Here is a 12,599-nt window from a genome sequence, read left to right as displayed (position 1 = left end):
GAGCTGCATCTTCACATCCGCGAGCGCGGGCTGCTCCTGGTCGTAGGCCGACGCTTTGACGCGCGCGATCTCCTGGTCCTTCTCCACGAGGAGCGCGTCTCGTCTTCGCACGCGGCCCCGCACGACCAACAGGTCGATCATACCGGCGAACCACAGGAGGGCCACGACGCCCGCGGCCGCCGCGAGGGCCCGAAGATTCGACACCGGGACCACCGAGATTCCCGAGACACTCAGCGAGAACGGCGTGTGCAGGGAGGACGCGTTCATCTGCGCAAGGAGCGCGCCGGCCAACAGCACGATGATCGCCATCAGTGTGAGGATCATCAAGAGCACCTCCGGTCACCAAGGCGTACTGGGTCAGGTTGGTTTTTCCCCGGGGCCGGCAGACCCAAACGCTCCGCGGCCGCTAGCTTCCGCCGAGCGCGCCCCGACCTCCCAGCACGAATCCGAGGATCAGCACGACGAACACGAACCCCGAGATCGCCACGTACAGCCAGTCCCGCTCGACCGCAAACATGATGGTGGAGGCGCCCACCGTCAAGACCGGCGTGGCGATCAACAGCAGGACCCCCGCGTCCATGAGCCCTTCCGGGATGGGGGGCAGCAGCTCGCGAAAGACCGCCCGCAGGGAGGTCAGGTCGGTGCTGACCTCGGGGACGCGGACGCGGGGCATCGAGACGAACGTCTTGAACCCGACCTGGATCACGGAGAGGACGAGACCGATGACGATGACCACCGCGGCGAGGAGCACCCCGTAGCGCAGGACCGCGCTCACCATCGGGCGGAGCCCCGAATCGCCGGACAGATCCTGCAGGTCGGGACGGGTTTTCATCGGACGGTCAGCCCCCTGTAGATCATACTCACCGCCACGATCGCCAGGACCGGGATGAACAGTTTCCGGATCGTGGTGTTTCGTAGTTGCCCCATCACCCGGGCGCCGATCCAGGCGCCCAGCAGCACGCCGAGCGCAACCGGCGCCGCGATGATCGGGTGGATATCGCCACGGGAGAAGTACACTCCGGCGCTGGCCGCCGCGGTCACCCCGACCATGAAGTTGCTGGTCGACGTCGAGACCTTCATCGGAAGCCGCATCGCGATGTCCATCGCGAGCACCTTGAACAGACCACTCCCGATGCCCAACAGGCCCGAGAAGATCCCGGCGGCGTACATCATCACCCCAGCGGGGGCCACCCCCGTGGCGATGTACGGGACCCGCTGGCGGAGCGCCTGATCGTAGTACACGCCGGCGAACCGGAGGCGGGACGCCAGAGGATCGTAGGGGACCTCGCCGGGCAACTCGATCTTCAGCCGGCCGAGCAGCGCGATCGCCGAGTAGGCGAGGAGCAGGCCGAAGATGATGTACAACCAGCGCGGGGAGACGTGGCCCGCGATGAGCGCCCCCGACAGCGCTCCCATCGTGGTCATGACTTCGAGCGCGATGCCGATTCTGAGATTCGTCAGACGGTCTCGGATATAGGCCGACGCCGTGCCGCTGCTGGTGGCGATCACGGCCACGATGCTCGCGCCGATCGCGAACCGGATGGGCAGGTTGAGCAGCAGGGTCAAGGCCGGGACGATGATGACGCCCCCGCCCAAGCCGAGGATCGCTCCCCCGATACCGGCGCCCACCGAAAAGAGAAAAATCCAGAAGAACACGGGTTCCCCCTGCCGGACGTTCGCTCTCTGTTCGATCCGGGGAAGCCGATTCTATGCGGTGTGAGGCTCTCCTTTGCGCCCGCGCTCGACCCCCGCCTCGCCGCCGCCTCCCCGGTGGTTGAGGGGGGGACGGTCGAGACGCCGGAGAAGATGCGAGCATCACGACGCAGGGGAGATCGGACGTGAGAGGATGGCGTCATCTGCTGAGTCTCGTGAGCATCCCGGTGCTCCTGGCCATCCCGGCGGCGGGGCAGCAGCCGGCGACGGTGCGCGTGGGGACGTTGAAATTGGTCGGCGGCGCGCCGCTCTTCGTCGCGCAGGACCGAGGCTATTTTCGGCAGGAGGGCGTGGACGTGCGCTTTGTCTACTTCGGCGCGGCCGCTCCGGTGGCCACGGCCGTGGTGACCGGGGACATCGACGTGGGGGCGACGGGCATCACCGGCACGTTGTTCAACCTCTCCGCCGGCGGCGCCAAGATCTGGCTCGTCGCGGACCGGGGTCAGGAGCGGCCCGGGTACCCCTTGAATGCGGTCGTGGTCTCCAAAACGACATACGATCAAGGGGTGCGCAGCCTGCGCGACCTGCGGGGGAAACGCTTGGGGCTGACGACCCTCGGCTCGACGTTCCACTATCAGATCGGGAAACTCCTTGAGCGGGAGCGGCTCTCGGACAAGGACGTCGAGCTCGTGCCGCTCCGCGAGATCCAGTTGGTGGTGCAGGCGGTCCAGACGAACCAGATCGCGGCGGCGATTCTCTCGCCGCCGTTTGGCCGCGTGGCCGAGCAGCAGGGGTGGGGGAAAGTGCTGTTCTGGGTGGGGGATCGCCTCGTCAACCAGGTGACCGGGGTATTCTACGGCGAGCGGATGCGCCGGGACCACGAGCTGGGGGTCCGCTTCATGAAGGCGTACGTCCACGCGACCCGCGACTACTTCGATGCGTGTCTTGCGAAGCCGCGCCGGCCCGTGTGCGGGGAGATCGTCTCGCTCACCGCCCGCAGCATCGAGCAGCCCGAGTCGGCGGTCCAGGACTCGCTCCCGTACATCGACCACGACGCCCGGTTGTACACCCTCGACCTCGAGCATCAGCTCGCCTGGTACGTGCAGAACGGGATGGTGACGGCGCCGCGCCCGGTCGATCAGGTTGTCGATGGGAGCTTCCTTCACGACGCCATCAACGCCCTGAGGCATTGACGCGGTGGAGGTCCGCGTCGACCAGATCTGCAAGACGTATACGCGGGGTCGCGACGCCATCGTCGCCGTGGACGGCGTCTCGTTTACGGTTCAGGCCGGCGAGTTCGTGGCGTTGTTGGGCCCCAGCGGGTGTGGGAAGTCGACGCTCCTGTTCATCGTAGGTGGGCTTCTTGCTCCTTCCTCCGGCCGCGTCGAGTTCGGCGGCGCGCTCGGCGGCCGCCCCCTCACGGCGATGGTGTTTCAGGATTTTGCGCTGTTCCCGTGGCGGACCGTGCTCCACAACGTCGTGTTCGGGCTCGAGGTCCGCGGGGTCCCGCCGCGCGACCGCGTCCTTCGCGCCCGGGAGCTGATCCGGACGGTCGGCCTCGAGGGGTTCGAGCACCGGTTCCCCCGGGAACTCTCGGGTGGAATGCGCCAGCGTGTGGGGTTGGCGCGGGCGTTCGCCGTGGACCCGGCGGTGCTGCTCATGGACGAGCCGCTCTCGGCGCTCGACGCGCAGACCCGCGACCTCATGCAGGACGAGCTGCTGCGGTTGTGCGAGCGGCAATCCCGGACGGTGCTCTATGTGACCCACAACATCCACGAGGCCGCGTATCTCGCCGATCGCGTCGTGCTGCTGTCGCGCCGGCCCGGCCGCGTCCGTGCCGTGCTGTCCGTTCCGTTGCCCCGGCCCCGCGATGAGGCGATGCAGGCGTCGCCCGCGTTCGTCGGGTTCACCCGGGAGATCTGGGCGATGACCAAAGACGAGGCACGCGCCGCCATGGCGGAGCAGTCGGCGTGAGCACCCAGGTACACGAGCGGGTCGTGTACGCCGAGGCCCGGGGCGAGCCCGACCTTCGCCCGCACACGTATCTGCGCGTCGCCGCGGTGGCGGTGCTGCTGCTGGCGTGGGAGGCGGTCTCCCGGGCCGGCATCTTCCCCCGCGTGTTCCTGCCTCCCCCTTCGGCGGTCGTCGTGGAGTTGTGGCGAATGGCGGCGAGCGGGGACCTGTGGCGGAACGTGCAGCCCAGCCTCGCACGGATCCTGGGCGGATTCGCGATCGGCAGCGCCGCGGGGGTCGCCCTCGGGACCCTCGCCGCGGTTTCCGTGCGGGCCGAGGCCGTGATCGACCCGCTGGTCGCCCTCGCCTACCCGATACCGAAGATCGCCCTGCTGCCCTTGATCATCCTCTGGCTGGGCATTGGAGAAGCGTCGAAGATCGCCGTGATCGCCGTCGGCGCCTTTTTCCCCGTGTTCATCAGCACCGTGACGGGCCTGCGCGGCGCCAATCCCTCCCTCATGCGGGCGGCCCAGAGCCTGGGGGCCAGCCGGTGGCAGATCATCCAAAAGGTGATGATCCCGAGCGCCCTTCCCGTGGTGTTTGCAGGACTGCGGTTGGCCACAGGGATGTCGCTCCTCCTCGTCGTCTCCGCCGAGATGATCGCCGCCACGCGCGGGATCGGCTATCTGATTTTATACGCCGGCGACCTGCTGCAGACGACGAGGCTCATGGCCGGGATCGCCGTGCTGTCCGTCTTCGGGTTGCTCTCGACCTGGGTCCTGCGGTGGTTCGAGCGGATGGTGGTGCGCGGCGTAGAGTGACCGCCGCCTACGTCATCGAGGCGGCGGATGCCCCGAAGGTCAGGGTGGTGTTCATGGGGGTGGACCGCTGCCCTTCACCCGCTGCGCGGGCGGACGGGGAACCTGCAAAGAGCGGCCGCGGGGACGGCGTTGCGGGACCGACCGGCGAATTTGAGCAAGAGGGCGTAGGTCAAGGGTGATCGATGCTTTGAGTCTAGGTTGCCGTCCCCGAGCCACATTCTGACCACATACGTTCGTGTTAGCATCATCGTCGGGCGCGCGGCCCGCTGCATACTCTACTGCCCTTTGGGGCTACTTTTTAGGCGTTGATCGTGCCTCCGAAGGTCCATTCGGCGGGGGCTTGTCCCATCACAAGGTTAGCCGAGTGGTTCCCCCCTTCGGCGTAAGAGTTGCCAGACGATGAGCCCGAGGCTCGTATAGAGGATGGGAACGTAGAAGGTAAGGATGAGCCAGGTCACTCCGGAAGCCTGGCCAAGCGCGCCTTCCCGCATCCCGCCGATGCTGCCGTTGACGAGGTCGACGGCGGTGGCGGCGACGAACAGCCACACCAACGGGATGGCAGCGCCGCGGCGACTGCGGAGGGCGAAGATGGCGAGCAACGCCAGGACCATCCCCGCGAGGTCCCCATAGAGAATCTCATCGCGGAGTCCGTCGGAAACACGGAACCCGGACTTCTGCGCTGAGAGAATCTGTAATGCGACGTGGCGAAACGCGTGCACCCAGAGGAGTGGAATGAGGGCGTCGGCCCGACTCCGGCGCGAGAGCCAAGGGGCGACGTGCCAGGTTGCCGCCGCGATGCACGCCACGAAGCTCAGCGTCATGGCAAGGATCCCTGCTGTCGCCAGAGTCATCGGCACGCTCTCCGTTGGTCCGCGCGGTTATGCTTTCCGAAACCACTCCAGAGCGTGCTCTCTCTTGGAGAACCATGCCGTGGGGAAAATCGCCGGGTCCTCGACGGCCTCCGTGCCTCCCGATTCCATCGTGTTCGGGAAACCCTCAGGCACGTGGAACGCAAACTTCCGCACGCCCGCGGCGCCGTAGCGGGGAATGATGTGATCGTCCCGCCACGCCATCACCCCTTCGCCGAACGTATGGCGAAATTGAAGCGCGTCAATCAGGAGGAAGGACGGCCGCACCTTTTCCGCCTCGGTGGCAAACAGCGCCAGCGTCGCCTTGAACGCGCCGTCGGCCATGCTCGCGGTAGACGGCAACCACCGCAGCTCCACGATACGGTCCTCCTGGTGCTGCAGGATGATCCCCCACGGATTGCGTGCGAGTTCTGTCGGCAATGTCGTCCCCCTCCTCTGAGATACGGCAGCGGACGTGGCCGGTCACCCGCGCGGCGGCCGGACTCGATTTTTTACAACCACATGATTGTATATTTTCTCTTGAAAGTCAAGCGCGGCGATCAAGCGTTCCGCGGGTCGCTTCTGCCGGCACGCCCCAGGTACGATGCGAGGTGGTCAAAGATGCCCTCCCAACCGACCCTGACCAGCGCTTCGGCATCCGGCGTTGGGATATGCTCCTGCACGAGGACCAGCTCAGTCGCGCTTCCGTGGGCCTTGAATTCCACGGTGACGCGGGTCAGATGGGCGGCAAGACCGACCCGCACAAACGGCGCGTCGCTGCCCCGGTGTTCAAACATATGCGTGAACACGAGCTTGTGGGGCGGCGCGATCTCCTCGTAGGAGCCGCGAACGTACACCGTCTCGGAACCGGTTTCCGTACGCATCACCAAACTATACTGACCTCCCACTCGCACGTCGGCGTGCGCCTCGATCACAATGTAGCCCTCGGGCGACCACCACTCCTTGAGCGCCTCGGCGGAGACGAACGCCTGAAACACTTCCTCGGGCGACGCGTGGAAGATCCGGCGGCGGGTGAGCTTGCGCGCTTCCACTTGGGTTATCCTTCGTGGGTTCGATTCTTGGCCGACTCGAGATAGCCCGCGAGTTTCTCGAAACGCTCGTCCCAGAGCGGGCGATAGAATTCGATCCACTTGTCGGCCTCCTTGAGAGGCACGAGACGCAGGACGCATCGGGAGTTCCGCCCGTGTTTTCGCTGCGTGATCAGCCCCGCTTTCTGGAGGACGGCGATATGTTTGGAAATCGCCTGCTGGGAAACGCGGAAAGGCCCGGTCAGCTCCCCCACCGAGGCGGGTCCGCTTCGGAGGCGAGAGAGAATCGCGCGCCGCGTCGGGTGGGCCAGAGCGCCAAAGATCGCGTCGAGATCCGTCGTCGACGCGCTCGGGCGGCTCATCGCAGGCATGCTGTCACCATCCACAACTATATGATTGTATTTCAGATGGGTCAAGCAGGGCTCTGTGCGGGGGCCGTTTCACCCCTGCGGTCGCACTGATGCGCCCAAAGGACAGGAGGAGCGAGTAGTGCGCCCGCTCCTCCTGTCTCTATTGCCGAACGATGTGGCTCGCCAGATTACCGATTGCTGTCACCGGCATCGCGGCCGCGACACCACCCATCGTACGCGCGGTTAGAGCACTGTTGGTAGGGACCGTACTGGTAGGGACCGTACTGGTACGGACCGTATCCGTAGGGAGCCCGTGGATAAGGACCCCGCTGGTAGGGATCATATTGGTAGGGAGAGGGACCATAGTAGGGACCATACTGTTGATCGTATCGTCCAGAGTAGGGATAACGGTGAAGAGCGCCATCATGCCCGCGCACCAGCAGGTACACTAAGCCGCCCACGATAATCGTTCCTACGACGATTCCGAGCCACGGTGGCACCGTGGAGTAGGTGGGTGCGGCCGGAGCGGGATAAGGGGTGGCCGCGATGTAGACGTCCACCCGCTCCGCCACCCACTGGCTGGCATAGGGCGCTATCGATACGGTCGCACTGCTGCCGATGTACTGTTGCAGCGCGCACAGGCTGACCGGGGTGGAATTCACGAACACCGCCGTAGAGGGGCCGGCGGGAAACACATGTGTCCCGTCCTGCGCTCTCAATACCAGCGCGTTCGTCTGGCAATCAACTGCCTGAATCGTTCCCTGCACGGTGGGAAACCCCTGCGCCTGGCCGATGCCGGCCATGGTCAGGGTGGCAACAAGTACTCCCAACGTCGTGGCTACGAATTTTCTCATGGTGCGCCTCCTCGCTGAAAACCACGACTTTCCACGCTCGCCACCGCCTCCGGTGACGATCCCAATCACGAGATTCTACGGAGCAGGCTACTCCAAAGTTTCGAAGAGATTATGAATGTCTTGTGAAGGAGATCCGCATATGCGTCGAGGATGCCTGGCCATCTGCTCTTACGGGGAGATCAACCCGAGCGCGCGCCAGTAGGGCACGCTCAGCGCAATTGCGACGAGGGTGATGAGCGTCATGAAGACGCCGACAACGGTCCCCTCGTGCTGCGTGATCATCTCCCCCTTCGTCATCTCCTCGGTCAGGCGGAGGAAGGCACTTTGGCTGGCGTGTACCCACGGGGTCCCGGCCGCGATGATAACAAAACCGACGACCCACGGAGACAACCCCACGTGCGATGCCACAGGCACCAAGGCAAGATTAAACAACAGAATCGCCGGGGTGCCCGGCAGCACGACGCGGGAGGCGCTGACCAATACCCCCAGGAGCACCACGAGCGCGCCTGGATTGCCGACCGTTCGGGCGAGCGGCACCAGGGCCGCGGCGATCCATTGGTCAACGCCGGCGCTGCGCAGCACTCCTCCCGTGCTCAGCAGCACGGCAAAGAGGATCAGGAATCCCCACTCAATCGATCCCCGAAAGCTCGCTCGGTCGATCACCCCTCCTGCAAGCGCGATGATAAACGCGGCTAAGGAAATCCACGCGACATCCACGTGGAGACGCTGTTCCACGAACAAACCGGCAAGCAGCACGGCCAGCGCGGCGAGGGTGATCATCTCGCGTTGTGAGAGGGGGCCCAGGAGGCGCAGCTGGAGCTGCAGGACGTCGAGGGTCACTCGTGGTGTCAGCGCAGACTTGTATCGTGTCAACAACATCACCGCCGCCCCGACCAGCATGACTCCCCCTACAGGGGCCGCGTCGACCAGCCACGGGATCCAGCTGAAGCGCGTGTCATCGGGATGCCCCAAGAGACCGATCAGGAAGAAGTTCTCTACGCGACCGGTGAGAAACGCCATCCCGAAGAAGCCAAATCCGATGAAACCGGCGGCCGCCAGGCCCGCGCGCGCCCGGCTCCTGGCGGGGTAGCCGAGGGCTTGCGCGAGCTCGTGCACCAGCGGCGTCATCGTGGCCACGCGAATAAACGGGACTGGGACGAGGGGGGTGACGGTGACGCCGCCCGCGAGCAGCCCAAGCACGTAGGCGGCGTATGTGGTCGGCAGGATCCTGAGAAAAAACAGCACGAGGCGAAAGAACAGACCCGACCGGGACATGGCCGCACCGATCCCCATCGCCGCCAGCGCGATGAACCAGGACGAACTCGAAAAGCCTGCGAACGCAAGCGAGAGCGGGGCGAGTCCCAACAATCCCCATGCCGTCGTCATGGCCAGCGCCGTGACGAAATCGGGCACGGGCTCGAACAGCCAGGCCAGGGCCGCCCCGATGACCGTGAGGCTCACGTGCCACCCCTGGACGCTCATGCCGGTGGGGGGCGCGGTCCACCACAGCACGAACGGGAGCCCGAGCGCGATCACGGCTCCGGGAACCCGCCGCCGTGATCGGGGCCCAGCTTCTGGGGCGTCAACCGGCACTACCGGCGGTTCTGCGACAGGCGCCCCGACGCGCTCGCGTGACCGCTGATCAAGCAGCAGCGCGAGGGACTTTGCCACCGCGAGCGCAATAGCGGTTCGTTCCTGGGCAAGCTGGTCAAATCGCTCGCGCGGAAGCTTCCAAGCGAGAATATCTGTCGATGTCCGGACGGAACCGGTTCGGCGCGCGAGGAGCAGGCCGAGCTCACCGAAGTACGACGGGGCCTCCAGGACAGCCACCTGTTTCTCGCCTTCCCCGGCACCCAGCGTGACCTCCACACGACCGCCGGCGAGCAGGTACATGGCATCGGCCTCGGCGCCTTCGGAGAAGATCTGCGTGCCCGCCGGCAGCCGGACCTCTTCGAGGGCTCCGGCCAGCCGAGCAAGGTCGACACGATCGAGCGTGTGAAAGAACGGGACCCGAATGAGCAGGGCTTCGATCGGTTCGGATGAGATGGGGGCCGTCTGCTTTTACCTCACCGCGCGTCGTTGCCGGCCGCTCGACGCTACTCGGTCAGCCAAAGCTGAAGGCTTCGCCCCTCGCGATCCAAACCGACCTTCCCCTCACGGGCAAGCCAACCGATGGCCATGAGCACGATCGGTTCGGGGGCTCTCGTGCCTTGCTTCACGGCCGTCAAGCTGGATTTGCCATTCCGGCGCAGGAACTGCCATACGCGGCCGGCCGTATCCCCAATCGCATACGTCGTCCACACGATTGAGTCACTCTCGCGCCAGCCGTTCGGCGGTCTCGATCGTTTCTTTCTCGATGGCCTTGCTCAAGCCAATGATTGCGCGACCCATCGTGGTCCGCGCCTGTTCCTTCCCTCGCAGTTCATCAATCCGCACCTCGACCGTTTGGGTGTGTGCCCCTCGGGAAAGCGCGACGGCCAGCATGCCCCCGCTCTTTTCGGCAACGTCGCCGACCCCCACGTCCTCGCGCCCCAACGCAGTCAGAGTTTCTTCGATGACCCGCTTGCACCCTTCGAGTTCTTTGTGTGTGAGCACTTGCCTCACCCCCTCAACATACCGGATTGTGACACACACAGGCGGGGACGGTGTCATGGCACACCGCAGAAGTGGTCTTCGGGGAACGGGTGGAATGCTCCTTTCTGTGTGCGTATTGCGCTCCATTGGGTGACCCAAAGGGACGACGACGTTCACACGAACGAAATCGAGAAAACCGTCGGAGGGATGAAGTGACGCGCCCCCCCAAGCGAGTATCATACACCCGGAATGGCGAATCACGTCTTCAGGCTGCGAGGCGGGGCAGCCTATCGGTTTCTCCTCTCCGTAGTCTCCCTCGCCGTTATTCTCCGATCAGTCGTTCCTGTCTTTGCTGAACCAAGATGGCTCATTGTTCCCGGGGCCGGGGTCGGGCGAATAACATTTGGCATGGCGGATACTGGGGTATTGGCGACCTTGGGAGCTCCGCCGGCATTCTGTTTACTGAACCCATCGGGGGACGACAAAGATACGGTCAGCCTATTCTATTATCCGAGCAGGGGGTTAGCGTTGACGTTGAGCCCGTCTACGTACGGGACTCAATCCGTCGTTGCTGCGATCCACATTGTAGCGGGCTACTCAGCGATGCTTACCGACGAGACCGCCGTGGGGATGAACGGTAGGGGGTATCGAAAATGCACGCCGAATGGCGCCCTGACGCTGAACGTTCCCCGGAGCCTATACACGACAAATGACGGCATACAAGCGGGAAGCGCCGAAACTGACGTGGTGGCACGGTTGGGGCGCCCCCAAGTACTCTATCAAGCCATCTCCAGCCGTCCGGAGGCTTGGGTCGACGAGGGTGAAAGCATTCGAGCGCATCTCATGTTGTTGATGCCGTACCCCGCGCGCATTTACTCATATGACGGCATCATCATCGGCATTGCCAATTCCACGGTCGTCGCCATCACGATGAGTCAGATGCCCCGTCCCCTGCTGTTCGTGGCGCGGCCTTCCTGGTTAAAGAAGGAGACGGTGGGATTCATCGCCGGGCCGCCGCTGGGTTCGTTTTAGGGCCTTCATCGTGATGGTGCCCCCAGCAGGCCGGGGGCTTTCGGTCTGAATCCCGGTCTTCCGGGGCACCGAGAAGAATATGATATCGATCCGCACCCGGGCGGGCTGCCGTGCCGCCCGGTCGCCCCTTGCCGGCGTCATGGATTGCTCGTGCAACACCGCTTCTGTTACAGCCGTGGCCTCCCAAACAAAGGTAATTACGCTGCGTGGCATTTGCCCATGACAAGCCGCAAGCGCCCCTCCACGAGATTGCGGCCGAAGTTCGCCACCATCTCGCGCATGCGCTCGCCCACGACCATGCCGGTCGTTAGCGCGATGTTCCGCTGTGTGGCTTGCCGGAGCTGCTGTTGCTGGTTCGCAATCCAGTTCACGCCTATTTGCGTGATGTCATCGAAGGCCAGCACTTTAAAGCCTGCGCCCTCCAAGGCGGCGACCGTCGCTTTCTTGGTAAGGAGCGTGCTTGTCGCGGGCGATTCGGCCCACGGCACGGGATAATGTGGTGTCTCACCATTGTCGGGCACGTACGGATCGTAAAAGGCGAATGTCCCGCCCGTTTTCAGGACGCGGCGGAGTTCGCGATAGAGCCCGGCCCGGTCTGCGATGTTCATGACCACATGCTGGCTCCAGACAACATCAAAGCCGCCATCCTCGAAGGGCAGCTCGGTAATGCTTCCAACGTGGTAACTTACTTTGCCGCTGAGGCCGGCGCGTTCCGCGAGAAGGGTAGCGACGGCCACGTAGGCCGGGGTGAGATCCACACCAGTGATATGACAGCCGAATGTTTCCGCAAGAAAGCGAGAAGGACCGCCAAGGCCGGATCCGGCATCCAGCACGCGCATGTGGCGCGTGATTTCACTACGCTTCGCCAATTCCGCGGTCGCGGCAAGGCCGCCCACATGAAACTGGTCGAAGCCCGCAAATTTTTCCGCCGTCAGCGGTGGCTCCATCTCATCGATGATGCGGTTGAGCTTGGCGAGCAGTTTTGTCTCGTCCTCTATCCCGGCCTGGTAATGGTCGCGAACGGATTCCGTATTGGTGGTCATGGCTAAGGCTCCTGAGGTGTTGTTGAAAGTCCTCGCTCGAACTTCGCGATCAATGCCGCCAAGGCTTGCGGCTGCTCATGCGTGGTGAGGTGACCGCCGGGCAAGCGCTCGATCTGGAGGCCGAGCTTGCCCAGCCGTCTTTGCGCGAGGTCGACCTGCCGATGTTCAAAGGGATCCTCGTCGCTGCCGCCCACCAGGAACGGGAACTGGCCGCGATAAGCCTTGAAGAGGCGGTCGAAGTCGAGCCGATCGCCTTGCGCTTTGTGATCGGCCACGAAGCCCGCTGCTCCCGCGAGGTAGAAAAGGCCATCGTGGCGGTCCATGGCGTTATACAGCTCGCGGACCTCGGCGTCCGTTACCTGATAACCTTTGGACCACATCACCCCCGCCAGCATCTTGAACAGCGTGAAGGAGCGCCCCAG

At 64.4% G+C, this 12,599-nt stretch carries 16 protein-coding genes; 4 read left to right on the top strand and 12 right to left on the bottom strand.

What is annotated here, in order from left to right:
• The 3 genes from VFP86_13735 to VFP86_13725 all read right to left on the bottom strand — a co-directional run.
• The coding region (locus VFP86_13735; GenBank protein HET9000699.1) for a hypothetical protein at positions 1 to 324 on the bottom strand (324 nt) is incomplete at its 3' end.
• 82 nt (positions 325 to 406) lie between these two features.
• A complete protein-coding gene (locus VFP86_13730) occupies positions 407 to 832 on the bottom strand; it encodes a DUF1634 domain-containing protein (protein ID HET9000698.1) in 426 nt (141 codons plus the stop codon).
• The gene (locus VFP86_13725) at positions 829 to 1,656 is read right to left on the bottom strand and encodes a sulfite exporter TauE/SafE family protein (GenBank protein HET9000697.1); all 828 of its coding nucleotides are present in this window, start codon (positions 1,654 to 1,656) and stop codon (positions 829 to 831) included. Before VFP86_13725 ends, VFP86_13730 begins: the two co-directional genes overlap by 4 nt.
• A gap of 182 nt (positions 1,657 to 1,838) precedes the next feature.
• Between VFP86_13725 and VFP86_13720 the strand changes: the two genes are divergently transcribed.
• The 3 genes from VFP86_13720 to VFP86_13710 are packed head-to-tail and all read left to right on the top strand — an operon-like array spanning position 1,839 to position 4,427.
• Positions 1,839 to 2,846, top strand: a complete 1,008-nt coding sequence (locus tag VFP86_13720; GenBank protein ID HET9000696.1) for an ABC transporter substrate-binding protein — start codon at positions 1,839 to 1,841, stop codon at positions 2,844 to 2,846.
• A gap of 4 nt (positions 2,847 to 2,850) precedes the next feature.
• A complete protein-coding gene (locus VFP86_13715; GenBank protein ID HET9000695.1) occupies positions 2,851 to 3,627 on the top strand; it encodes an ABC transporter ATP-binding protein in 777 nt (258 codons plus the stop codon).
• Positions 3,624 to 4,427, top strand: coding sequence for an ABC transporter permease (locus VFP86_13710; GenBank protein HET9000694.1), 804 nt, complete (start codon positions 3,624 to 3,626; stop codon positions 4,425 to 4,427). Before VFP86_13715 ends, VFP86_13710 begins: the two co-directional genes overlap by 4 nt.
• A gap of 356 nt (positions 4,428 to 4,783) precedes the next feature.
• Here VFP86_13710 and VFP86_13705 read toward each other — a convergent pair whose 3' ends face one another.
• From VFP86_13705 to VFP86_13675, 7 genes are all read right to left on the bottom strand, one after another.
• Entirely contained in the window at positions 4,784 to 5,278 is a 495-nt protein-coding gene (locus VFP86_13705) for a hypothetical protein (protein ID HET9000693.1), read from the bottom strand.
• Positions 5,279 to 5,305: 27 nt separating this feature from the next.
• Positions 5,306 to 5,716, bottom strand: coding sequence for a hypothetical protein (locus VFP86_13700; GenBank protein HET9000692.1), 411 nt, complete (start codon positions 5,714 to 5,716; stop codon positions 5,306 to 5,308).
• Positions 5,717 to 5,835: 119 nt separating this feature from the next.
• The gene (locus VFP86_13695; protein HET9000691.1) at positions 5,836 to 6,327 is read right to left on the bottom strand and encodes an SRPBCC domain-containing protein; all 492 of its coding nucleotides are present in this window, start codon (positions 6,325 to 6,327) and stop codon (positions 5,836 to 5,838) included.
• 5 nt (positions 6,328 to 6,332) lie between these two features.
• Complete coding sequence (locus VFP86_13690; protein HET9000690.1) at positions 6,333 to 6,695, bottom strand: metalloregulator ArsR/SmtB family transcription factor; 363 nt, start codon at positions 6,693 to 6,695, stop codon at positions 6,333 to 6,335.
• Positions 6,696 to 6,862: 167 nt separating this feature from the next.
• Entirely contained in the window at positions 6,863 to 7,528 is a 666-nt protein-coding gene (locus VFP86_13685) for a hypothetical protein (protein HET9000689.1), read from the bottom strand.
• A gap of 168 nt (positions 7,529 to 7,696) precedes the next feature.
• Entirely contained in the window at positions 7,697 to 9,469 is a 1,773-nt protein-coding gene (locus tag VFP86_13680; GenBank protein HET9000688.1) for an SLC13 family permease, read from the bottom strand.
• 369 nt (positions 9,470 to 9,838) lie between these two features.
• Positions 9,839 to 10,123: a hypothetical protein gene (locus tag VFP86_13675; protein ID HET9000687.1), complete on the bottom strand. Its 285-nt coding sequence runs from the start codon at positions 10,121 to 10,123 to the stop codon at positions 9,839 to 9,841.
• Between the two features lie 582 nt (positions 10,124 to 10,705).
• Between VFP86_13675 and VFP86_13670 the strand changes: the two genes are divergently transcribed.
• A complete protein-coding gene (locus VFP86_13670) occupies positions 10,706 to 11,134 on the top strand; it encodes a hypothetical protein (protein ID HET9000686.1) in 429 nt (142 codons plus the stop codon).
• 197 nt (positions 11,135 to 11,331) lie between these two features.
• On the opposite strand, the gene VFP86_13665 is transcribed toward VFP86_13670, so the two are convergent.
• Together VFP86_13665 and VFP86_13660 are read right to left on the bottom strand one after the other, a co-directional pair.
• Positions 11,332 to 12,177 carry a class I SAM-dependent methyltransferase gene (locus tag VFP86_13665; protein ID HET9000685.1) on the bottom strand — a complete coding sequence of 282 codons (846 nt, stop codon included), beginning with the start codon at positions 12,175 to 12,177 and terminating at the stop codon, positions 11,332 to 11,334.
• 2 nt (positions 12,178 to 12,179) lie between these two features.
• Positions 12,180 to 12,599, bottom strand: a 420-nt coding sequence (locus tag VFP86_13660) for a hypothetical protein (protein ID HET9000684.1), incomplete at its 5' end; no start/stop codon positions are given.

It is taken from the genome of bacterium (assembly GCA_035703895.1).
Lineage (GTDB): Bacteria > Sysuimicrobiota > Sysuimicrobiia > Sysuimicrobiales > Segetimicrobiaceae > Segetimicrobium.
The sequence above is the reverse complement of the archived record's forward strand: the minus strand, read 5'-3'. Positions and strand labels throughout refer to the sequence as shown.

Bases quoted from the DNA above. Each gene is read 5' to 3' on its own strand.
- VFP86_13730 (HET9000698.1), bottom strand. From the start codon at position 832: ATGAAAACCCGTCCCGACCTGCAGGATCTGTCCGGCGATTCGGGGCTC.
- VFP86_13670 (HET9000686.1), top strand. From the start codon at position 10,706: ATGCTTACCGACGAGACCGCCGTGGGGATGAACGGTAGGGGGTATCGA.
- VFP86_13690 (HET9000690.1), bottom strand. From the start codon at position 6,695: ATGCCTGCGATGAGCCGCCCGAGCGCGTCGACGACGGATCTCGACGCG.
- VFP86_13705 (HET9000693.1), bottom strand. From the start codon at position 5,278: ATGACTCTGGCGACAGCAGGGATCCTTGCCATGACGCTGAGCTTCGTG.
- VFP86_13685 (HET9000689.1), bottom strand. From the start codon at position 7,528: ATGAGAAAATTCGTAGCCACGACGTTGGGAGTACTTGTTGCCACCCTG.
- VFP86_13665 (HET9000685.1), bottom strand. From the start codon at position 12,177: ATGACCACCAATACGGAATCCGTTCGCGACCATTACCAGGCCGGGATA.